Genomic DNA, 22,220 nt, shown 5'->3' on the forward strand with positions numbered 1-22,220 from the left:
CATAGGTGCTCGCCATGCGAACTGCGAGCCCGCGAGGATTTGAACTAACGTCTTGCAGGCTCGAGTCAACGAAGATAGAACATATACAGAACATCCAGTGCCCGTAAATGGGCCTCTGTGGACACCATCAGAAGTGGCCTGACTTTGTTTGCGGCGGCGGCTAGGTTGGCTGCTTGACCGCCGAGTTGGGCCTCAAGGAGCGAATGTCATGTCTGGAAGCGTCAATAAAGTCATCCTGATCGGCAATCTTGGCGCTGATCCGGAAATCCGCCGCACCCAGGATGGCCGTCCGATTGCCAACCTTCGCATCGCCACCTCGGAAACCTGGCGTGACAAGAGCTCCGGTGAGCGCAAGGAAAAGACCGAATGGCACCGCGTCGTGGTGTTCAACGAAGGCCTGTGCCGCGTGATCGAGCAATATGTGAAGAAGGGCTCGAAGGTCTATATTGAGGGCGCCCTGCAGACCCGCAAGTGGCAGGATCAATCCGGCCAGGAACGCTATTCCACCGAGGTTGTGCTGCAGGGCTTCAACTCGACCCTGACCCTGCTCGACGGGCGCGGGCAGGGCGGTGGTGAGTCCTATGATGATCGCAGCAGCAGCAGTGATTTCGGCCGCTCCGGTGGCTTTGAATCCGGCGCGGCGGGCAGCGCTGGACGTAGCGGTGGTGGCGGTAGCGGAAATCGCTTTGCCGATTCCATCGACGACGATATCCCGTTCTGACGGGCTGCGTCCGGAGGCTTTGAAGCGCACCTCAAACGGGTGCGCTTTTTTGCATCAGGCAGCCGCCGCCTTCACACCATCGATGACGAACTGGATCGCCAGCGCGGCCAGGATCACCCCGAGCAGCCGGCCCATCAGGATCCGCCCGGTGGTGCCGAGAAAGCGTTCCAGCCGCTCCGCCGCCAGGAACACCGCAAGGCAGGCGAGGGCGACGACGCAGATGACAGCAATGATGCCGGCAAGGAGCAGCAGGTTGCCATCGCTGCGGCCAGCCGAAAGGATCGCCGCGGTGATGGCGCCGGGGCCCGCCATGAGCGGGATGGCGAGTGGGAAAGCCGCGATCGATCGGATATGGTCGATGGTGATCGCCGTTTCCACCGTCTGAGCCTTGCGTTCGGTGCGGCGCTCGAAGACCATCTCGAAGGCCACCCAGAACAGGAACAGGCCGCCGGCGATACGGAACGCGGGCAGGCCGATGCCAAGCTGGCGCAGCAGCCAGTCTCCCATCAACGCGGACACCGACAGGATCAGAGTGGCGATGACGCAGGCTCTGACCGCGACCGCGCGGCGTTCAAGCTGAGTCATTCCTACGGTGAGCGCGAGGAAAATCGGCGCCAGGCCTGGCGGATCGACCGTCACCAGCATGGTGACGAGGGTGGAGGTCAGCAGTTCGGCGGACACGGCACGGCCCTCGTTTCGCTGGTGGTTTTGCTCGGCATCTCGCCTTGCATTTAGCCCGCGAAAGCGGGGCTTTGCCACAGTCCCGCTTCAATCGGCTGCCGGCCGATAAATAAAATCCAGCAAGCCATTGGAATAGCTTGCAAAATTATCCCTGAATAATTCTGTCAAGGATTCGCTCCCCCCGACGGAATCACCTATACAGAAACGTCTGAAAAAAGTGGGTTTTCGCCTTGTCCGATACTGACCGCCCGACACCGTCCGAAGGACTTCCCGAACACGACGTCCGTCCCGTTTCCATCAGCGACGAGATGAAGCGCTCCTATCTCGATTACGCCATGAGCGTGATCGTGTCGCGCGCGCTACCGGATGTTCGTGACGGACTGAAGCCGGTTCATCGCCGCATCCTGCATTCGATGAATGAGAGCGGTTACTATCCGGATCGCCCCTACCGGAAATCGGCCCGCGTGGTCGGTGATGTGATCGGTAAATATCATCCTCACGGTGATGCCTCCGTCTATATGGCGCTGGTGCGCATGGCGCAGAACTTCTCTCTGCGGCTGATGCTGGTGGACGGACAGGGCAATTTCGGATCGGTCGACGGCGATATGCCGGCGGCCATGCGATACACCGAGGTGCGGCTTGCCAAACCATCCCTCGCGTTGCTGGCGGACATCGACAAGGACACCGTCGATTTCCAGGACAACTACGACAACTCCGAGAGCGAGCCTACCGTCCTTCCGGCGCGGTTTCCGAATCTGCTGGCCAATGGCGCGGGCGGCATCGCCGTCGGCATGGCGACCAATATCCCGCCCCACAACCTCGGCGAGCTGATCGACGCCTGTCTTGCCTATATCGATAAACCCGACATCGAGGTTGAGGAACTCAACGAGATCATCCCAGGCCCCGATTTTCCCACGGCCGGGCTGATCCTTGGCCGGACCGGCATCCGCCAGGCCTATGCCACCGGGCGCGGCTCGGTCATCATGCGCGGGCGTGCCACCATCGAAGAGATCCGCAAGGATCGCGAAGCCATCGTTATCACCGAGATTCCCTATCAGGTGAACAAGGCCTCGCTGGTGGAGGCCATCGCGCATCTGGTGCGCGACAAGCGGGTCGAGGGCATTGCCGACCTGCGCGATGAATCCGACCGCCAGGGCATGCGCATCGTGGTGGAGCTGAAGCGCGACGCCGTGGGCGATGTCGTCCTCAATCAGCTTTACCGCTACTCAGCCCTGCAGAGCTCCTTCGGCGTCAACATGGTGGCGCTCAACGGCGGCCGCCCCGAGCTTATGAACCTGCGCGACATGCTGGTCGCCTTCGTGGCCTTCCGCGAGGAGGTCGTCGGCCGTCGCACCAAGTTCCTTCTCGGCAAGGCGCGTGACAGGGCCCATATCCTGGTGGGGCTCGTCATCGCCGTCGCGAACATCGATGAAGTGATCCACCTGATCCGAACCGCACCGGATCCGGCGACGGCCCGCGAGGCCTTGATGACGCGCGATTGGCCGGCCAGGGATGTTGCGCCACTGATCGCTCTCATCGACGACCCGCGCCACCGCATTTCCGAGGATGGCACCTACCGCCTCTCGGGCGAACAGGCAAAGGCCATTCTTGATCTGCGCCTGCAGCGGCTGACGGCGCTCGGCCGGGATGAGATCGGGGAAGAGCTCGACAAGCTGGGCAAGGAGATCGCAGACTATCTCGACATTCTGCGGTCGCGGGCGCGTGTGTTCGATATCGTCAAGCAGGAGCTTATCGAGGTGCGCGAGGCCCATGCCACGCCGCGCCTGACCGAGATCGTGGAATCCGACGGCGACATGGAGGATGAAGACCTCATCGCCCGCGAGGACATGGTCGTGACCGTGTCACATACAGGCTATGTGAAGCGTGTTCCGCTGGCGGCCTACCGGGCCCAGCGCCGCGGCGGCAAGGGCCGATCAGGCATGTCGACCAAGGACGAGGATTTCGTCACTCGGCTGTTCGTGGCCTCGACCCATGCGGAAGTACTGTTCTTCTCGTCCAAGGGCAAGGCATACAAGATGAAAGTGTGGCGGCTGCCTCTGGCGGCGCCGCAATCGCGTGGCAAAGCCTTCGTCAACCTCCTGCCGATCGATGCCGACGAGCGCATCACCTCCATCATCACCTTGCCGGAGGACATGAACGCCTGGGAGCGCAACGAGATCATGTTCGCTACCACGGGTGGCACCGTGCGCCGCAATGCCCTGGCGGACTTCCTCAACGTCAACCGAGGCGGAAAGATCGCCATGAAGCTGGAGGAGGGCGAGGGTATCGCCGATGTCCAGCTCTGTGGTCCGCAGGATGATGTGCTGCTGACCACCGCCAACGGTCAATGTATCCGCTTCCCGGTGGACGATGTCCGCGTGTTCAAGGGCCGCGATTCCATCGGAGTGCGCGGAATCCGGCTGGAGGAGGGCGATCGGGTGATCTCCATGGCCATCATCCATCATATCGACGCCGTGGCCGAGGAACGGTCGGCCTATCTGAAGATGGCCAACGCCGTGCGGCGCAGCATGGGGCTCGACAGCGATGACGAGGTCGAGACCGAGACTGATGCCGAGGAGAGCGTCGAGGCAGGCTCCCTGACCCAGGAGCGTTATGCGGAAATGAGTGCGGCCGAGCAGTTCATCCTGACCGTGTCAGAGAATGGCTTCGGCAAGAGGACGTCGTCCTTCGAATACCGCATCACCGGACGTGGCGGAAAAGGCATCGTGGCCATGGCCGTTAACTCCCGCAACGGCAAGCTGGTGGCGTCTTTCCCCGTGGAGGACGCGGACCAGCTCATGCTGGTGACGGACGGCGGACAGCTCATCCGCTGCCCGGTCGATGGGATCCGCACTGTGGGACGCAGCTCTCAAGGCGTGATCATCTTCAAGACAGCGGCAGATGAAAAAGTGGTCTCGGTCGAACGCGTCAGCGACGAGGATGCCGGTGAGGGCGAGGCCGGCGAGGATGTGATCATCGAACCAGAGGTCTGATGGTCACGGCGTCCGGAAGGCGATGGTACGGCCGGATGTGTGCAGCAGCATCACATTCGGCTCCAGCGATGAATGGATCGTCAGCCGGTCTGGGCTGTGGAAGCCCGCGGCCTGCGCCAGCCGTCCAAGCGAGAGGCCCAGGCCAGCGGCGATGGACAGCACGAGAAGCGTTTGAATGACCAGTTTCACGTTTTTGCTCTCCAGAGACGCGGATATATTAGAGCACGTCGCCTGAGCCCCAGCTGACCGTCCCGTTCATCGACCGTTCAGCCTGCCGCTTGCGGCAATCCTGCCATCAAGCTAAGCCGGAACCTATGACACATACTGGTTTCTACGCAGGTAGTTTCGATCCGGTTACCAACGGCCACCTCGACGTCGTTCGAAGTGCCTGCCGGATGCTCGATAAACTGGTCATCGGGGTGGGTATCCACCCCGGCAAAGTGCCTGTTCTTGCTGCGGAAAAACGGATGGAACTGCTTCGCGACGTCTGCGAGCCCGTCGCGAAAGAACATTGTACCATTTTGGAAATCCACAGTTTTTCCGACCTTACTGTTAAGGCGGCAGCAAGGTTTGGGGCACAGCTCCTCATTCGCGGCCTGCGCGACGGGAGCGACTGCGATTACGAAATGCAGCTCGCGGGCATGAACGGCAGGCTTGCGCCTGACATCGGAACGGTGTTTCTGCCGGCATCGCCTGATGTCCGACACATCACCGCCACCTTGGTGCGGCAGATCGCAGGCATGGGTGGCGATATATCGGCCTTCGTCCCGAAAGCCGTCATCGGGCCTGTGACCGAAGCCTTTACCAACCGCTGACCTTCACTTCAGGAGCCATCACATGCGCATCTTCGCCGCGATGCTTGCAGGCATCAGCATGCTTTCACTGGCCAGCGTCGCCGCCGATGCCGCGAGCCTGACGCTGGAAACCACCAAGGGGCCGGTCTCCATCAAACTTCGTGATGATCTGGCGCCGAAGCATGCGGAGCGCCTCACGACCCTGGCGAAGGAAGGTTTCTATAACGGCGTTCCATTCCACCGGGTCATTCAGGGCTTCATGGCGCAAACAGGTGATCCCACCGGTACCGGCGGCTCCAACTATCCCGACCTTCCGGCGGAATTTTCGGATGTGTCCTTCCAGCGCGGTATCGTGGGAATGGCCCGCTCGTCAGATCCCAACAGCGCCAACAGTCAGTTCTTCATCACCACGGGCGATGCGAGCTTCCTCGACGGCCAGTATACGGTTATCGGCGAAGTGACATCAGGCATGGAAAATGTTCTGAAGCTCAACGCCGGCTCCAAAGCCGCCAACGGCATGGTGCCAAATCCAGACAAGGTCACTCGTGTGACCGTTAGCCAGTAAGACAACGTCACAGGAGAATCCCCATGAGCGATCGCGATCCCGAGAACACGCTCGTCCTCGAAACGACCCACGGCGAGGTGGTTATCCGCCTCCGGCCGGACCTCGCCCCGAACCATGTGGCGCGGATCAAGGAACTGGCCCGCGAAGGCTTCTACGACGGTGTGGTGTTCCATCGCGTGATCGAGGGCTTCATGGCCCAGACGGGCGATCCCACCGGCACCGGCATGGGTGGCTCGGGCAAGAAGCTGAAAGCCGAGTTCAACAGCGGCAAGCATGTCCGCGGCACAGCTTCCATGGCACGCGCCGCAAGCCCCGATTCCGGCGACAGCCAGTTCTTCATCTGCTTCGACGATGCCTCCTTTCTCGACGGCCAGTACACGGTCTGGGGCGAGGTAGTCGAAGGCATGGAGAACGTCGACAAGATCAAGCGCGGCGAACCCGTGCAGAATCCCGATAAAATCGTCAGCGCCAAGGTCCTGGCCGACGTGGCGTGACGCCAAAAGCGATGAGGATGCGATGATCGCGACGCTTGCCTTCGGGCTGCTTGCCCTCGGCGTGGGCATCGGCCTGTCTTTCCAGAGCGCGATCAACGCATCTCTCGCACGGAGCCTGGAGTCAGCACTGCTGGCGGCGACCATTTCCTTCTCGGTCGGCGCGGCCGCGCTGTTCCTGGTTTCTCTTGTCAGCGGCCAGTTGTCTCTGGTGGGCGCGGGCTGGCGCTCCGTCCCGCTGCCTTATTGGATTGCTGGCGGCATTATCGGTGCGGGATTCGTTTGGTCCGCAACCTTCCTGGTGCCGCGCATTGGTGTTGCTTCGCTGCTGTCCTTCGCCATTGCCGGACAGCTTTTGTCCGCCGTCGTGATCGATCACTTCGGACTTATCGGCGTGGCCGAACGCGCCCTGACGCTTGGGCGCGCCGCGGGCCTGATGCTGTTGCTGATCGGCGCCTTTCTGGTGTCTTTCGCCTGAGGCTGCGTCAATGGATGTTTCGCTCTTCGACTTCGACCTGCCGGAGGAGCGCATCGCGCTTCGTCCTGCCAACCCACGCGACAGCGCACGGCTGCTGGTGGTTGAGCCGGACCGGCTTCAGGACCGCATCGTCTCCGAACTTCCCGATATCCTGCGCCCGGGTGACCTCCTGGTGGCCAACAACACCCGGGTCATTCCGGCGCGGCTGATCGGCAGGCGCACGGGCCGCGGCGAAACGGAGCCGAAGATCGAGGCGATGTTGCACATGCGGGTCGATAGCGCGACCTGGAAAGCTTTCGCCAAGCCGGCACGGAAGCTGGAGGTGGGTGACCGGCTCCAATTCGGTGGGGGCAGCAACGCCTGTCTTCTCGGCCATCTGGAGGCCACGGTGGCTGACAAGGGAGAGGCGGGTGAAATCACTCTGGCCTTCGATCTTGCGGGGCCGGACCTCGATTTTGCCATTGCCGCCCAGGGCACAATGCCGCTGCCTCCCTATATTGCCGGCAAGCGCCCGCCGGACGAGCGGGATCAGTCGGATTATCAGACGCTATTTGCGCGGGAAGAGGGTGCGGTGGCGGCGCCGACCGCAGGCCTGCACTTTACCCCATCTCTTCATGAAAAACTTGAAGTATCTGGCGTAAGCATCTGTAATATCACTCTCCACGTCGGAGCGGGCACCTTCCTCCCGGTCAAAGTGGAGGATACCAAAAATCATCGGATGCATGCCGAACGCGGGTACATCTCCGCTGAGGCCGCAGAACAGATCAATGCGGTGCGGCAGGGCGGCGGGCGCGTCATCGCCATCGGCACGACAGCGCTTCGTCTCCTCGAAAGCGCGGCGGCAGAGGACGGAACGCTGTCGGCCTGGTCGGATGCAACCGACATCTTCATCACGCCGGGATATCGCTTCAGAAGCATCGATGCCTTGCTGACCAATTTCCATTTGCCCCGCTCGACGCTGTTCATGCTGGTGTCGGCCTTTGCCGGGCTGGAGCGGATGAAGAGCGCCTATGCGCATGCCATTGCGGGTGGCTATCGCTTCTACTCCTATGGTGACGCCAGCCTTCTCTTCCCGGAAAATCCCCGATGAGCGTGCGCTTTACCTTCGACATCCATGCCCGCGATGGCACCGCCCGCAACGGCACCATCACAACCGCTCATGGCAGCGTCGCAACGCCAGCATTCATGCCGGTCGGCACCGCAGCGACAGTGAAGGCCATGTTGCCGGAACAGGTGCGCGCGACCGGGGCCGACGTGGTGCTGGGCAATGTCTACCACCTGATGCTGCGGCCGGGAGCGGAAAGGATCGCCCGGCTCGGCGGTTTGCATCATTTCATGGATTGGCCGCACACCATCCTGACCGACAGCGGCGGCTTCCAGGTCATGTCGCTGGCCAGCATGCGCAAAATCGACGAACAAGGCGTCACCTTCGCCTCCCACATCGACGGTTCGAAACATGTCCTCACACCTGAGCGCAGCATGGAGATCCAGGCGCTGCTCGGATCCGACATCCAGATGCAGCTCGACGAATGCGTGAGCCTGCCGAATGAGCGGCCGGCGATCGAGAAGGCCATGCATCTGTCGCTGCGGTGGGCGGAACGCTCCAAGGCCGCGTTTGGCGGGAAACCGGGCCAGGCGATCTTCGCCATCGTTCAGGGCGGCGACCAGGCTGACCTGCGTGTGCAGTCGGCGCGGGCACTGGTCGATATGGATTTCCCCGGTTATGCGGTTGGTGGCCTTGCGGTGGGTGAGCCGCAGGACGTCATGCTCCGTATGCTCGACATCGTGGCGCCGGAACTGCCGCCGGAAAGACCGCGATATCTGATGGGGGTGGGCACGCCGGATGATCTTCTGGAAGCCGTCGCACGCGGCATCGATATGTTCGATTGCGTGATGCCGACGCGCGCCGGGCGTCATGGGCTGTGCTACACCCGTTTCGGCAAAATCAACCTGAAGAACGCCCGGCATGCCGATGATCCCCGGCCGCTGGATGCTGACGGCGACTGCCCCGTCGCCAGCCGCTATTCCCGGGCCTATCTGCACCATCTGACACGTTCCAACGAGATATTGGGCATGGTGCTGAACACATGGATCAATCTCGGCTACTACCAGCGGCTGATGCAGGGTGCTCGGCGAGCCATCGCCGAGTCGCGCTATGCGGACTATATGGCTGAAACCAAAGCCGGATGGGCCGCGGGCGACATCCCGCCACATGTCTGAAAATCCCCGATTTTGGCTTGACCCGCGGTAGTCTCATCCGTAGCTTCCGCCCCGCATGTGAGCCCGTAGCTCAGCTGGTAGAGCACGTGACTTTTAATCATGGGGTCCAGGGTTCGAATCCCTGCGGGCTCACCATGCGGAAATCGACCCTTTTTCATGAGAACGGGTCTTGGCGGGCGGGGCGCCAACTCACACGTTGGACCTGATGGACGCCACCACCACCGAACTTTCGACCGCTCAAGAGTTTCGCGACGCCATGGCCTGCATCCCCATGGCGGTGCATGTGGTGGCGACCGACGGACCCAGTGGCCGCAGCGGATTGACGGCATCGGCCGTTGCTTCCGTGACCGACACGCCGCCAACACTGCTTGTCTGTGTCAACCATTCCAGCCGCTCCAACGCCATCCTGAAAGGCAACGGGGTTCTCACGGTGAATGCACTCCGTGCCGATCAGCATACCCTTGCTGAACGTTTTGCCGGGCGAGCCGGCGGCAAGGATGGGGATCGTTTTTCGGAGGGCGGGTGGACGGTACTGGCTACGGGTGCGCCCGTTCTTGCATCAGGCCTTTGCACCTTCGACTGCCGCATCGTCGAGATGGTGGAAGTCGGCACGCACACCGTGATGTTCGCCGAGGTGGTCGCCATTCGCCGGGGCAGCCCGGCGGACGGCCTCGTCTATAAGGATAGACGGTATGGGGTTGCTCCGCATCAACCCGAGTGATCAGCGAACAGCGGTGTCGCTGACATCCTGCGCGAACGGCAGGCCGCTCTCGGATGAGGCTCTGCCCTCATCAACAACATTCAACCCATAACTCGCACGCGGGCTTTCAAACGACGCAGTGACAATGGCGCCAAGACCAAGCGCCAGGGCGACAATGGCGATACCCGCAAGGATGCTGTTACGCATGCTGCTCTCCCTTGCTCTAGGTGCCGAGGCACCTTCGGGGTAGAGCATGCCAGCCAAGTTTCGCCGCTTTATGGTGCGGCTGGGGACTCAATGTGAAAAGACCGTGGCGACAATGGAGCCGTCACGGCCAATTTGATCAGACTTTCGCGTCTTCGATGCGCGCGGCCGCCGAGGCTGGAAGCGGCTGGGAACGCAGCGGCAGCAGGGCCGCCAGACGGCCGCGCGCTGCGCGCAGGAAGGCGGGATCGTTCAAGCGCGACCGCTCCAGAGAGGCGATCACCACTGCACCGATGAAGGGCAGGCTCTGCACCACCAGCACGACGGCAAAGAGGTTGATCTCCTTGATCTCGTCCGTGTTGGTCACATGCAGAAGAGCAGCACCGCCGAGCAGGAGACCGGCAAGGATCGCTTCCCAGAACGCAGGATACTGCCGCCCACGTGCCGTGGCGCCACCCTTGGCGGTGCGAATGAAGGGCATATGCTGCTTCACCAGCCCTTCGAACACTGCCCTGGCCACCGTCAGCTGCACGCTCATGGCGGCCACGGCCGCACCCGCGGTGACGCCCGGTGCGTGTTTGACACGCTGGGCGTAGAGACCAAGGAAGTGCAGAAGATAGACCGCAAAGCCGACGAGCACGGGGATGGTCAGTACCATCTCCGGGATGGCGATGCCGCCGAAGGCCACCACAGGAACCCACAGGAGGTTCATGATGGCGATGCCGACACCAACCGTTTCCGCGCCCAGCCAGCTGAGCCAGCCAACCAGATAGGAGCGTCTCTGCTGGGAGGTGAGGAGGGTCGTGTCGTCGAAGAAGCGGCGCATGTGCTTGACGGCGATCTGGACACCGCCAAAGGCCCAGCGATGACGCTGCTTGCGGAAGGCTTCATAGCTGTCGGGCAGAAGGCCCCAGCCATAGCGCACGCGGGTGTAATGGGCTACCCAGCCACGCTCCATGATGGCCAGCCCGAGATCAGTGTCCTCGCAGATGGTGTCGGAGGACCAGCCGCCGGCATCGATCATGGCAGCCCGGCGGATCAGGCACATGGTGCCATGCACCACGATGCCGTCGATCTCGTTGCGCTCCACCATGCCGATGTCAAAGAAACCGGCATATTCCGTGTTCATCCAGCTGTGCAGATGGCTCTGCGCGGCGTCGCGATGATCCTGCGGCGCCTGGACGATACCGACGCGGGGGTCGCTGAAGGTCGGCACGAGATCGGAGAGCCAGTGGGGCGACACAACATAGTCCGCGTCGATGATGCCGATGATTTCGGCGTCAGCTGCGGTGTGCTGCAGGGCAACGCGCAGTGCGCCGGCCTTGAAGCCCTCGAGCTTCTCGACATTGACGAACTTGAAGCGGTCCCCCAACTCGCGGCAGTGTTCCTCGATCGGCTGCCACAGCTCCGGATCCGGCGTGTTGTTGATGACGATCACGCATTCCAGATTCGGATAGTTGAGGGCGGCCACGCTGTTGAGCGTCAGCTTCAGCATCTCCGGCGGCTCGCGGTAGGCCGGGATGTGGATCGAGACCTTCGGCGTGTGCGTCAGGGCGACGTCCTGACGGCGACGCAGCAGGCGCACGGGCTTTGCACCGAAGGTGATGTTGGCGATCTCCTCCGACCGGGCCAGCACGATGATGGCCAGCGGGATCAGGAAGGCGGTGCCGACAACCATGGCGATCTGAGCGCCGAGCACGAAGTAGTGCGTCAGCCAGAAATCGATCAGGAGTGCACCCCAGGCGCCAACGGCATTTGCCGCGACGGCGAGCGAGGCTGCCTGCGCGAAGGTGGGGCGACGCAGGGTGAAGATCGGGATCGACAGCAGGAAGCCAAGGAGGATGGCGACGCCGGCTTTGGTCTGCCAGGCTGCATCCGTGATGGGGCCATTCAAGGCGAACTTCGGCTGACGGTCCGAGTTCATGATGCCCCAATAGGGGCCGACGCTGCCTTCGAAATGCTTCCACGGCTGGTCGATGGCTTCGACGAGGTTGTAGTCGACGCCGCGCATGGCCGCGCGCGCTACGAAGGAGCGTATGGTTTCCGCCTGCTCGAAGGGACCGGGGACAGCCGCCTTGATATTGTGTCCGCCGCTGGGCCAGCCGAACTCGGCGATGACGATATGCTTGCCCGGGAAGGCCCGACGCAGCTTCTCATAGATGATGAAGGCGTGGTCGACCGCATCCTTGTTGCTCATGCCCTCCCAGTAGGGAAGGATGTGAACGGCGATATAATCCACGGCCGCGGCCAGTTCCGGATGTTCCATCCAGACGTGCCAAACCTCACCCGTGGTGATCGGCACCGGGCTTTCCGCCTTCACACGGCGCAGGAACTCGATCATCTCCGGTACGGTCTTGTCGTTACGGAGCACGACTTCGTTGCCGACCACAATGCTGGAGACGTTGGGGTTCTTGCGGGCGAGATCGACAGCCGCCTTAATCTCGCGCTCGTTGCGTTCGTCGTCCTTATCGAGCCAGGCACCCAGGGTGACCTTGAGACCATGCTCGGCGGCCAATTCCGGGACATGTTCCAGCCCGGCGGTCACCGCATAGGTGCGGATGGATTTGGTGTAAGGCGCAACTGCGGTCAGATCCTTCTCGATGCGTTCGCGGGTGGTGCTTTCACCAGCTTCCGCATCGGCGGACGGCTCATAGGGCGCAAAAGAGAGACTGGACAGGCGCGGTGGCGCGGCCGGTGCATCGACGCTGAAGCGCGTCAACGACCAGAACGCACCATGCGCGCACGCGACAACCACCAGGGCGGCAACGACCTTGCGCATGTGTGTGAAACTAAGTTTTCCAGGGAGGTTATGGGAATTCTTGTGGATATTACCAGAACCTTCGGGCGGCGTCATTGGCGAAAATCCGTTTCAAGCGGCGATAATAGCGAATCATGCTGCACTGCGTCACTGTGCCGCCGGTTTTTCAGGAGCTGGCGGCTCTTGGGGCTGTCTGTCTGGCGCTGTCCAGCACTGCCCCACCTTGGAGGCAACGCTTTCCGGCTTGTCCGGATCGAACTCGCCACTCCTGATAACGCAACGAAAAGCGTCTCTCAGGCGCGTGTCCGGACAAAGGAAACGATCATAGAAGCGCAATTGTTCACGAGCGCCGTTGATATCGTCGCGCCACAGCAGGGTGATGACCCGCTTTCCCGACCATGCGCACTCCTCCCGCCCTGCAGTATCCGCGACGGGCGCCGCTTGCTGCGCAGACACAGCAGGTGCCTCTCCGCCGGAAGGAGGTGAAGGCTGGTTCTGCGCCGGCGGTGCGTCTTGTGGTACTTGCGGAGCGGACTGCGAAATGGCCAGGCTGTGCGACAATATCAGTGCGGCAAATGCAGCCGCGGCAGTAAAAGAGCGTCGTGACATCGACGTTCGGCACTCCATGTGGGAGGTGACTGAAACATCTTTCACTTCGTCCTAAAATTTGTCGCTTTCACGGCGGCGTGAATGGTAACGCGTAGGTATGATCCGGGGGAGTATTCCTTGAAACGTTTGTTGGCCGCAGTTCTGTTCGTGCCCATCGCCGTGCTGATCGGCACATTTTGGTGGTGGCAGGGACTGCCGGTCCCCATGCCGCCACAGGTCGCCGCCGAAGCTCTGAAGCTGCCATGCGTCTCCTATGCGCCATTCCGACGGGGCGAGACACCTTTCAATGAAAGCTATGTGGCGACACCGCAGGCCATCGAAGAGGATCTGATCAACCTCAAGGCCATCACGTCCTGCGTTCGCACCTATTCCGTTGGCCAAGGCCTCGATCGCGTGCCCGACCTTGCCGCCAAGCATGGCATGACGGTGCTCATGGGCATCTGGCTCGGGCGCGATCCGGAGGCCAATGCGAAAGAGATTGCCCTCGGTATCGAGACCGCCCGGAAAAATCCCAATAATATCCGCGCCGTGGTCGTGGGCAACGAGGTGCTGTTGCGGCGTGAACTGTCGGCGGACACGCTTGGCGCCATCATCCACTCAGTGAAACTGCAGGTTCCGACGCCGGTGACCTATGCCGACGTGTGGGAATTCTGGCTGCAGAACCGCAGCCTGGCAGAGGCGGTCGATTTCCTGACCATTCATATCCTGCCCTATTGGGAAGACGATCCGGTGGGAGCCTCCGAAGCCGCGTCCCATGTCATCGCCATCCGTGAGGAGGTCGGCGAGATCTTCGCCGGCAAGGAGATCCTCATTGGTGAAACCGGTTGGCCAAGTTGGGGCCGCATGCGCGAGGCGGCCTTTCCCAGCCCGAGCAATCAGGCGCGCGTGGTTCAGGAGATCCTCACGCAAGCTCACGACAAAGGCTTCGACGTTAATTTGATCGAGGCCTTCGACCAGCCTTGGAAACGTATTCTGGAAGGGACCGTCGGCGGCCATTGGGGAATTTTGGATGTCGATAGCCGGGCTCCGAAATTTGGGCTCGGCGCACCCGTGTCGGACCATTCGCGTTGGCTCTATCAGGCGATCGCAGGCATCATCTTCGCCGGCGTCGTGATGGCCGTCGCGCAGCAGGCGGCACAGCGTGCTACCTGGCCCATCGGCACGAAAGACTGGCTCGCTGCGGCCGCGGTGGCTCTTGTGTCCGGTTGCGCCGTCGGAGCACTCGCAGAGAGCGCCTTCTATGAAGTCCAGAATGTGGTGACGGCGGTAACGGCGGCGCTGCTCGCCACGGTCACGGTCGCGCTGTCGCTCTTCACGGTCAGCCTACGTATGCGAACCATTCCGCCGCGTCCGCTGGGTGATCTGGGCGACCCACGCGACGGACAACGCACGGCGCGCTGGTTCGGCATCACGCTCGGTGCCGGCGCCTTCGTGGGCATGTTCACGGTGCTGGGACTGGTGTTCGATCCGCGCTACCGGGATTTTCCCATCGCCGCCTTCGTCGCAATCGCTCTTGCGGCTCTCGTTGCTCCGCGGCGCGGCGGCACCGGCGCATCGACACGGGCCGAGCACATCTTCGGTTGGATCATCGGGCTCGGTGCCCTGGCCATTATCGCCCGCGAGGGCGTTCAGAACGTTCAGGCCCTTTTGCTCGTCGCCGCGCTCATCGTTCTGGCGCGAAGTCTGGTTCTGGGCGGGGGCGGGCGAACATCAGCGGCAAGAGGCTGACGCCGATCGCCGTCGAGGTTGTGTTGTAGAGCACAAGGCCGAAAGCACCGAACACACAGGCGATCAGCAGCAGAAGAAACGATGGTCGCAGCACGCCGAGCAGTGCGGCTGCGACTGTCACGATGGCAAAGCCAAACCACAGGAAGATGCCGACCGTTACCCTGCGGATGAGGCATTGCAGGCTTTCGGCCCCCGCATCGCACGCAAGCGTCAGTTCACGCGGTTCCACGAGCCCATATCGCAGGAAAAAGGCTGCAGCCAGTGCCAGCAGAGTTGCGATGACGAGAAAAATGGTCTGTCCGCGCTTCAAGGTGAAACGGCGCGTGGCACGTTCAAAGCTCATGTGAGGTTCCGTGGCTGAAGTCGTGACGCAGGCCCATACCATCATCGGCCGGCATGGAAAACCGCCGCGATGCAAGTCACCTCATGACTTCGAGAGGGGCTCGCCATCAAACGGGCGAGGCTCGCAACTGCCCGGCTGGCGCTGAATCTCCGAACAGGCCTTCACCGCAAGCTCCGCATTGGGGAAGGGGCCCGCCAGAAGCCGCAATTCCACCGCGCCATCCCTCGTGCGACCAAAGACGACCCGCGGCTCGAGCTTTGCGAGCGCCTGGCCATAGAGCTCCTGCATCGCCGTCCATCGGTCCTTCAGACGATCGACGGAAGCGGCGCTTCCCAGATCAATCCCAAAGGCGATGCGACGGACGGGGCCATCTTGAATGGTCGCGGTCTCGGTCGGCTCCATCGACCCCGTCGCGGCGGGCGTTGCTCCGCTTACACGCCCGATCGATCCGGTGATGGCGGGAACATCCTGCGGCGACAGAATCGCCGAGGCAACATTCTTGGCACCCATCTGTCGCTCGAGAATTTCGAGGCGTGCGATCAGCTTCTCGCGATCCGCCGCCAAGCGCGCAACCTCGCCCGACAGCCGTTCGATTGCATCCGACGATGCTGAATGCGTGCCGAGGTCAATGAGCGGGTCGGGCAGCATATCGATCCTGCCGTCGATCTGCGGCACACCGAGCATCATCACGGCGCCGACCGTCATGGCAGCGGCCACCAGCCCCCAGGCCGCCGGCAGCCAAATGCCGCGACCGCTTGACCGCGGCGCTTCGGCAGTGTCCGTAAGCGGCGTTTGCTTGACTGTCTGCGGCAAATTCACGTCAGGAGCCTCAATTGAACGACACAGTAAGGTCATTGTGCTTGATTCGCCGCAAGCCTGACGCGATTCCTCCTGTCTTCCGGAGAATTCCATGACGAACCGCCGCTGCCTGACCGTGATCCTTGCCGCCGGCGAAGGAACGCGGATGCGGTCAAAGCTACCCAAAGCACTGCACCGGATCGCAGCCCGCAGCATGTTGAGCCATACCGTCGCCAGCGCCACCGAGGCGGGCGCGGACGCCCTTGCGGTGGTTGTTGGGCCAGGCCATGAGGCGGTGGCGGAAGAGGCGCGCAAGGCCCGGGCCGATGTTTCGGTCTATGTGCAGACCGAGCGGCGCGGAACGGCTCACGCTGTGCTGGCGGCACGCGAACGCATCGCAGAAGGTTACGACGACCTCGTGGTGCTGTTCTGCGACACGCCACTGGTCCGTGCCTCGACGATCGCCGGCCTGCGGCAGAGCGTGGGAGAGGGCGTGGCGGTTGCCGTACTCGGGTTCCAGGCAAAGGACCCCACCAACTATGGCCGTCTGCTCACCGAAGACGGCAAGCTCACTGCCATTCGCGAGCATAAGGATGCATCGGACGCTGAGCGCCGGGTGTCACTCTGCAACGCGGGTCTGATGGCGCTCGATGGCAGCAGGGCCCTGGAACTGCTCCAAGCCATCGGCAGCAGCAACGCGCAAAACGAATTCTATCTGACCGACGTGGTGGAAATCGCCGCGGCCAAGGGGCTGGTCTCGGTCGTCCGTGAAGCGCCGGAAGCCGAGGTCCAAGGGGTCAACACCCGCGCTCAACTGGCTCAGGCGGAAGCTGAGATCCAGCGGCGGCTGCGTCAGGCGGCCATGGATGGCGGCGCCACGCTCGTTGCACCGGAGACGGTGTTCCTGTCCTTCGACACGCGGCTTGGCGAGGATGTGGTGGTTGAGCCGCATGTGGTCTTCGGCCCGGGCGTGACGGTGGAAGACGGCGCGGTCATCCACGCCTTTTCCCATCTTGAAGGAGCGCATGTAGGTGCGGTCGCCTCGGTTGGCCCTTACGCCCGCCTGCGGCCCGGCGCTCAGCTTGGCCGCAAGTCACGGGCGGGCAATTTCGTGGAAGTGAAGAACGCCGTGGTGGGCGAGGGCGCCAAGATCAATCACCTGACCTACATCGGCGATGCCACCATCGGCGCCGCTGCCAATATCGGCGCGGGCACCATCACCTGCAATTACGACGGCTTTTCCAAGAACCGGACCACAATCGGCGCGGGGGCTTTCATCGGCTCCAACTCCGCTCTTGTGGCACCCGTCACCATCGGCGAGGGGGCCTATGTGGGCTCCGGCAGTGTGATCACGCGGGACGTCGCGCCCGACGCGCTTGCCGTCGCGCGCGGCCGCCAGGTTGAAAAGACCGGCTGGGCCGAAGCCTTCCGTACGGCCAAAGCGAAGCCGCGTGGCGAGAAGGCGTAACAGGCCGACATTGATCGTGATTTTGCGTTTGCGATGCAACGGCTTAAAGCCGCTTGCGTAACGGGTTCAAAGAGGTTTTTCATGTGCGGGATCGTGGGCATCGTCGGGCGTGACACCGTGGCCGACCGGCTGGTGGATTCACTCAAACGCCTGGAATACCGGGGCTATGATTCCGCCGGCATCGCCACCTACTACAAGGGTGACCTTCTGCGTCGCCGTGCCGAGGGCAAACTCCGGAACCTGGAAAATCGCCTGTCGCAGGATCCTCTGCCGGGACATATCGGCATCGGCCACACCCGCTGGGCGACTCACGGTGCTCCCACGGAACGCAATGCGCATCCGCATGCCGGTGAGCGCGTCGCCGTCGTCCACAATGGCATCATCGAGAACTACGCGGAGCTGAAAGCAGAACTCGCCGCGGAGAACGTCGCCTTTTCAAGCGACACCGACACGGAAGTCGTGGCCCATCTGACCGACCGGGAACTGGTGAAAGGTCTCGAGCCGGAGGAGGCCGTGGGCCGGGTGCTCAGGCGTCTGCGCGGTGCTTTCGCGCTCGTTTTCCTGTTCAAGGACTACGACAATCTGCTGATCGGCGCCCGCAAGGGCAGCCCGCTTGCCATCGGCTACGGCGAAGGCGAGATGTTTCTTGGGTCCGACGCCATAGCACTGGCCCCCTTCACTGACCGGATCACCTATCTGGACGACGACGACTGGGCTGTCGTCACCCACGACAAGGCGACCGTGCGCGATGCCACCGGCGCCGTGGTCGAGCGCGGCACCCAGGTGACGGCAGCCGGCGCCTTCCTGGTGGACAAGGGCAACTATCGCCACTTCATGGCCAAAGAAATCGCCGAGCAGCCGGAGGTCATCGGCCATACGCTGGCGCATTACGTCGATATGGCCAAGGGCCGCGTGAAACTGGCGGATAACCTGCCGTTTGACTTCAAGTCGCTCGACCGCATCGCCATCTCCGCCTGCGGCACCGCCTATTATGCCGGCCTCGTCGCCCGCTACTGGTTCGAGCGCTATGCGCGCATTCCTGTCGACATCGATGTCGCCTCGGAATTCCGCTATCGCGAGCCGCCGCTCAATTCCAATGGTCTGGCCCTCGTCATCTCCCAGTCGGGCGAGACCGCCGACACGCTGGCGAGCCTCCGGCACTGCATGGAATCGGGCATGAAGGCGGCGGCCATCGTCAATGTTCCCAGCTCGACCATCGCGCGCGAGGCCGACGCGGTGTTTCCCACACTGGCGGGTCCGGAAATCGGGGTGGCTTCCACCAAGGCGCTGAGCTGCCAGCTCACGGTGCTTGCCTGTCTTGCCATCGCCGCCGGCCGGGCCCGAGGTGTCCTGACCGAGCAGGAGGAGCGGAAATTGATCACGGCTCTGATCGAGCTGCCGCGCCTCATCGTCGATGTGCTGAAGATCGAACACCAGATCGAGGGAATGGCCAAGTCCTTTTCCAAGGCCAAGGACGTGCTCTATCTCGGCCGCGGGACGAGCTATCCGGTGGCGCTGGAGGGCGCGCTGAAGCTCAAGGAGATCTCCTATATCCATGCCGAGGGTTATGCGGCCGGCGAACTCAAGCACGGCCCGATCGCCCTGGTGGATGAGACCGTGCCCGTGGTGGTGATCGCGCCGCACGATCATCTCTTTGAAAAGACCGTTTCCAATATGCAGGAGGTCGCGGCGCGCGGCGGAAAGATCATCCTGATCACCGATGAGAGAGGCGCGGCGGAAGCGGAGGGCGTGGGCGAGGTGCTGGTGGTGCCGGCCTCAAATCCCTTCGTCGCCCCCATGGTGTGCCTGGTGCCGGTCCAGCTGATCGCCTATCACACCGCGGTCTTCATGGGCACCGACGTGGACCAGCCGCGGAACCTCGCCAAATCGGTCACGGTGGAGTGAGGCCGGGACCGCTTGGCCGCGTCAGCAGGAAGGTTACCACTGCAACCAATATGATCGTGGTGCCCATCTTCACGTAGAGAGGCGCCTGCGTCAGCCACAGCAGCGCGCCAGACAGCGCGATGCTCGATACGGCAACGGCCTTGCTGCGGGGCGAGACGGCGCCATGCCGACGCCAGGCCGCGACCGGGGGCCCAAGCCGTGGATGCGTCAGCAGCCAGAGCTCGAAGCGGGGCGAGGCACGGGTGAAGCAGGCCGCGGCGATGATGAGGAAGACCGTGCCAGGCATGAGAGGCACTATGAGGCCGATGATCCCCAGTCCGACACAGCACCACCCGGCCGCAAGCAACGCCGCGCGGATCGGGCGCGACAAGGGTGGGCGGAGCGGAGGCGGCTCGTCTGTCATGGGCATCAACTATACGCTGGCGCAGCGGTGGTCACGCGCTATGAGAGAGGGATGATGGACGAGAATCCCAAAGGCGATATTCAGCTTACCAACTTCGAAGCGCCGCCGCCGAAGCGCGGCTTCGGCGCCAGGGTCCGGGGCTATTTCTTCACCGGGCTACTGGTCGCCGGCCCGCTGGCCATCACCGCCTATATCACCTGGTGGTTGATCCATCTGATCGACGGATGGGTAAAACCGCTGATACCGGCCACCTACAATCCCGAGACCTATCTGCCTTTCGCCGTGCCCGGGCTCGGGCTTCTGGTTGCTTTCGTCGCGCTGGTGATCCTGGGATTCTTCACGGCGAACCTCGTCGGACGCTGGATAGTCGGTCTGGGGGAACGCATCCTCGATCGGATGCCATTCGTCCGTAGCCTCTACAAGGCCGTCAAGCAGATCTTCGAGACGGTGTTCAAACAGGATGGCACCAGTCTTCGCCGCGTCGGCCTGCTGGAATGGCCGGGGCCAGGCCTGTGGTCGATCTGCCTTCTCTCCGAACCGGTCAATCCTGATATCACCGACAAGATTTCGGCGGCGGGCTTCCAGTGGATCTACATTCCCACGACGCCGGCGCCGACAACCGGATACCTTGTCATGGTGCGACAGGACAGCGTCATCGAAATCGACATGAGCGTCGACGATGCCTTCAAGCTGCTGATGTCCATGGGCATCATCCAGCCGCAGCCACCCGCAGGCTCTCTTCCGGCGAAAGCCCGCAAGGTCCGGCTCACGGGAAAGAAGCTCAAGACCGAGAGCTGATTGCCTTACTTCATGGTCGGCATGATGAATTCCGCTCCGGCGGCGACATCTGACGGCCAGCGCGAGGTCACGGTTTTCAGCTTGGTGTAAAAGCGCACGCCCTCGGGCCCATGCATGTGGTGATCGCCGAACAGAGATGATTTCCAGCCGCCGAAGGAATGGAAGGCCATGGGCACCGGGATGGGTACATTGATGCCCACCATGCCGGTCTGAATGTCGTGCGCGAAGGCACGCGCTATCTCACCGCTCGATGTGAAGATCGAGGCGCCGTTGCCAAATTCATGGCCGTTGATCAGGCCGACGGCCCGGGCGTAGGTGTCGGCGCGGGCGACAGCGAGGACGGGTCCGAAGATTTCCTCGCGGTAAATCGTCATCTCCGGCGTCACATGGTCGAACAGCGTGCCGCCGATGAAGTAACCCTTCTCGTAGCCCTGCAGCTTGAGTCCGCGGCCGTCGACCAGGAGACGCGCACCTTCGGCCTCGCCGGCATCGATATAGGAGCGGACCTTCTCCAGGTGCTGCCGTGTCACCAGAGGCCCCATCTCGGATTCAGGATCGGTTCCGGGGCCGATCTTCAAGGCGCGCACCCGCGGTTCCAGCTTCTCGACGAGCCGATCGGCAGTCTCCTGTCCCACCGGCATGGCCACCGAGACTGCCATGCAGCGTTCGCCGGCCGAGCCATAGGCGGCTCCGATCAAGGCATCGACGGCACGGTCCAGGTCAGCGTCGGGCATGACGAGCATGTGGTTCTTGGCACCGCCGAGCGCCTGACAGCGCTTTCCGTTTCTTGCCGCCGTCTCGTAGACGTAGCGCGCCACCGGCGTCGAACCAACGAAGCTTATGGCGTCGATGCCGGGCTCATGAAGGATGGCATCCACCGTTTCCTTGCCGCCATGGACGACGTTGAAGACACCATCGGGAAGGCCCGCCTCCGTGAGCCAGGAAGCCAACAGGAGCGCGGCAGAGGGGTCCCGCTCCGACGGTTTCAGGATGAAGCAGTTGCCGCAGGCGAGCGCCACCGGGAACATCCACATCGGCACCATGGCAGGGAAATTGAACGGCGTGATGCCGGCCACCACGCCGAGCGGCTGGCGCAGGGAATGGCTGTCGATCTGCCGGCCGATATTCTCGGTCACTTCGCCCTTCAGAAGCTGCGGCGCGGCGGTCGCGAACTCCACCACCTCCATTCCGCGTTGGATCTCGCCTTTTGCATCGGACAAGACCTTGCCATGCTCGGCCGTGATGACCTGGGCCAGATCATCGATCCGCTCCTCCAACAGACGGAGGAACCTGTTGAGGATCCGCGCCCGGCTGAGGGGCGGTGTCTTCGCCCACTGAGGTGCTGCCCCCCGCGCCGCATCGACAGCGGCGCGAACGCCGGCAGCCGAGGTAGGGGCGACCTCGGCCAAAACGTCACCGGTCGCCGGGTTGAAAACCGGCGTTCTTTGCCCGTCCGATCCTGCCGTCTCCCGGCCGCTGATGTAGTTCTGGATCAGCCTTGGCATCGAAAACTCCGAGTTGAGGACTGCCGCGCCCTGCCATTCGTCCGGGACGGTCGCAAGC

The 22,220-nt window shown here is 62.7% G+C and carries 21 protein-coding genes and 1 tRNA gene; 14 read left to right on the forward strand and 8 right to left on the reverse strand.

All coding sequences use genetic code 11. From position 1 onward, the window contains the following. Nucleotides 1-208 precede the first annotated feature (208 nt). Entirely contained in the window at nt 209-721 is a 513-nt protein-coding gene (locus IEV58_RS11220; protein WP_188409822.1) for a single-stranded DNA-binding protein, read from the forward strand. Nucleotides 722-775: 54 nt separating this feature from the next. Here the strand turns inward: IEV58_RS11220 and IEV58_RS11225 are convergent, their stop codons facing one another. Then, on the reverse strand, nt 776-1,402 hold the full coding sequence (locus tag IEV58_RS11225; protein WP_188409823.1) for a MarC family protein: 627 nt from the start codon (nt 1,400-1,402) through the stop codon (nt 776-778). A 230-nt stretch (nt 1,403-1,632) separates the two neighbouring features. Here IEV58_RS11225 and gyrA point away from each other — a divergent pair, with 230 nt between their 5' ends. Further along, complete coding sequence (gene gyrA, locus IEV58_RS11230) at nt 1,633-4,395, forward strand: DNA gyrase subunit A (protein WP_188409824.1); 2,763 nt, start codon at nt 1,633-1,635, stop codon at nt 4,393-4,395. A 3-nt stretch (nt 4,396-4,398) separates the two neighbouring features. On the opposite strand, the gene IEV58_RS11235 is transcribed toward gyrA, so the two are convergent. Then, nucleotides 4,399-4,584 (reverse strand): hypothetical protein, encoded by a 186-nt coding sequence (locus IEV58_RS11235; RefSeq protein WP_188409825.1) that lies wholly within the window; start codon nt 4,582-4,584, stop codon nt 4,399-4,401. A gap of 125 nt (nt 4,585-4,709) precedes the next feature. On the opposite strand from IEV58_RS11235, the gene coaD reads away from it, so the two are divergent. The 8 genes from coaD (at nt 4,710) to IEV58_RS11275 (ending at nt 9,664) form a co-directional block, all read left to right on the forward strand. Then, on the forward strand, nt 4,710-5,210 hold the full coding sequence (coaD, locus tag IEV58_RS11240) for a pantetheine-phosphate adenylyltransferase (protein WP_188409826.1): 501 nt from the start codon (nt 4,710-4,712) through the stop codon (nt 5,208-5,210). A 22-nt stretch (nt 5,211-5,232) separates the two neighbouring features. After that, on the forward strand, nt 5,233-5,754 hold the full coding sequence (locus IEV58_RS11245) for a peptidylprolyl isomerase (RefSeq protein WP_188409827.1): 522 nt from the start codon (nt 5,233-5,235) through the stop codon (nt 5,752-5,754). A 23-nt stretch (nt 5,755-5,777) separates the two neighbouring features. Continuing rightward, nucleotides 5,778-6,248, forward strand: a complete 471-nt coding sequence (locus IEV58_RS11250; protein ID WP_188409828.1) for a peptidylprolyl isomerase — start codon at nt 5,778-5,780, stop codon at nt 6,246-6,248. A 22-nt stretch (nt 6,249-6,270) separates the two neighbouring features. Then, the gene (locus IEV58_RS11255) at nt 6,271-6,723 is read left to right on the forward strand and encodes a DMT family transporter (protein ID WP_188409829.1); all 453 of its coding nucleotides are present in this window, start codon (nt 6,271-6,273) and stop codon (nt 6,721-6,723) included. A 10-nt stretch (nt 6,724-6,733) separates the two neighbouring features. Next, the gene (queA, locus tag IEV58_RS11260; protein WP_188409830.1) at nt 6,734-7,813 is read left to right on the forward strand and encodes a tRNA preQ1(34) S-adenosylmethionine ribosyltransferase-isomerase QueA; all 1,080 of its coding nucleotides are present in this window, start codon (nt 6,734-6,736) and stop codon (nt 7,811-7,813) included. Further along, nucleotides 7,810-8,943: a tRNA guanosine(34) transglycosylase Tgt gene (gene tgt / locus IEV58_RS11265; protein ID WP_188409831.1), complete on the forward strand. Its 1,134-nt coding sequence runs from the start codon at nt 7,810-7,812 to the stop codon at nt 8,941-8,943. The genes queA and tgt overlap by 4 nt, the downstream gene beginning before the upstream one ends. A gap of 59 nt (nt 8,944-9,002) precedes the next feature. Then, nucleotides 9,003-9,078, forward strand: a tRNA-Lys gene (locus tag IEV58_RS11270). 70 nt (nt 9,079-9,148) lie between these two features. Further along, a complete protein-coding gene (locus tag IEV58_RS11275; RefSeq protein ID WP_188409832.1) occupies nt 9,149-9,664 on the forward strand; it encodes a flavin reductase in 516 nt (171 codons plus the stop codon). Here IEV58_RS11275 and IEV58_RS11280 read toward each other — a convergent pair whose 3' ends face one another. After that, nucleotides 9,665-9,850: a hypothetical protein gene (locus IEV58_RS11280; protein ID WP_188409833.1), complete on the reverse strand. Its 186-nt coding sequence runs from the start codon at nt 9,848-9,850 to the stop codon at nt 9,665-9,667. A 136-nt stretch (nt 9,851-9,986) separates the two neighbouring features. Continuing rightward, nucleotides 9,987-12,626, reverse strand: coding sequence for a glycosyltransferase (locus IEV58_RS11285; RefSeq protein WP_188409834.1), 2,640 nt, complete (start codon nt 12,624-12,626; stop codon nt 9,987-9,989). A 705-nt stretch (nt 12,627-13,331) separates the two neighbouring features. On the opposite strand from IEV58_RS11285, the gene IEV58_RS11290 reads away from it, so the two are divergent. Next, the gene (locus tag IEV58_RS11290; protein WP_229729367.1) at nt 13,332-14,942 is read left to right on the forward strand and encodes a glycoside hydrolase family 17 protein; all 1,611 of its coding nucleotides are present in this window, start codon (nt 13,332-13,334) and stop codon (nt 14,940-14,942) included. On the opposite strand, the gene IEV58_RS11295 is transcribed toward IEV58_RS11290, so the two are convergent. Both IEV58_RS11295 and IEV58_RS11300 read right to left on the reverse strand, forming a co-directional pair. After that, nucleotides 14,878-15,285 carry a hypothetical protein gene (locus IEV58_RS11295; protein ID WP_188409835.1) on the reverse strand — a complete coding sequence of 136 codons (408 nt, stop codon included), beginning with the start codon at nt 15,283-15,285 and terminating at the stop codon, nt 14,878-14,880. The genes IEV58_RS11290 and IEV58_RS11295 overlap by 65 nt on opposite strands. Nucleotides 15,286-15,366: 81 nt before the next feature. Next, nucleotides 15,367-15,990 (reverse strand): SPOR domain-containing protein, encoded by a 624-nt coding sequence (locus IEV58_RS11300; protein WP_188409836.1) that lies wholly within the window; start codon nt 15,988-15,990, stop codon nt 15,367-15,369. 205 nt (nt 15,991-16,195) lie between these two features. Here IEV58_RS11300 and glmU point away from each other — a divergent pair, with 205 nt between their 5' ends. Together glmU and glmS are read left to right on the forward strand one after the other, a co-directional pair. Next, on the forward strand, nt 16,196-17,551 hold the full coding sequence (gene glmU / locus IEV58_RS11305; protein ID WP_188409837.1) for a bifunctional UDP-N-acetylglucosamine diphosphorylase/glucosamine-1-phosphate N-acetyltransferase GlmU: 1,356 nt from the start codon (nt 16,196-16,198) through the stop codon (nt 17,549-17,551). 81 nt (nt 17,552-17,632) lie between these two features. Further along, nucleotides 17,633-19,456, forward strand: a complete 1,824-nt coding sequence (gene glmS, locus IEV58_RS11310; protein ID WP_188409838.1) for a glutamine--fructose-6-phosphate transaminase (isomerizing) — start codon at nt 17,633-17,635, stop codon at nt 19,454-19,456. Here glmS and IEV58_RS11315 read toward each other — a convergent pair. After that, complete coding sequence (locus IEV58_RS11315) at nt 19,443-19,865, reverse strand: YbaN family protein (RefSeq protein WP_308791176.1); 423 nt, start codon at nt 19,863-19,865, stop codon at nt 19,443-19,445. The genes glmS and IEV58_RS11315 overlap by 14 nt on opposite strands. 45 nt (nt 19,866-19,910) lie before the next feature. Between IEV58_RS11315 and IEV58_RS11320 the strand changes: the two genes are divergently transcribed. Further along, the gene (locus IEV58_RS11320) at nt 19,911-20,657 is read left to right on the forward strand and encodes a DUF502 domain-containing protein (protein ID WP_229729369.1); all 747 of its coding nucleotides are present in this window, start codon (nt 19,911-19,913) and stop codon (nt 20,655-20,657) included. A gap of 5 nt (nt 20,658-20,662) precedes the next feature. Here the strand turns inward: IEV58_RS11320 and IEV58_RS11325 are convergent, their stop codons facing one another. Continuing rightward, nucleotides 20,663-22,162, reverse strand: a complete 1,500-nt coding sequence (locus tag IEV58_RS11325; RefSeq protein WP_188409839.1) for a CoA-acylating methylmalonate-semialdehyde dehydrogenase — start codon at nt 22,160-22,162, stop codon at nt 20,663-20,665. Nucleotides 22,163-22,220 lie beyond the last annotated feature (58 nt).

Source organism: Agaricicola taiwanensis (assembly GCF_014635245.1).
Lineage (GTDB): Bacteria > Pseudomonadota > Alphaproteobacteria > Rhizobiales > Methylopilaceae > Agaricicola > Agaricicola taiwanensis.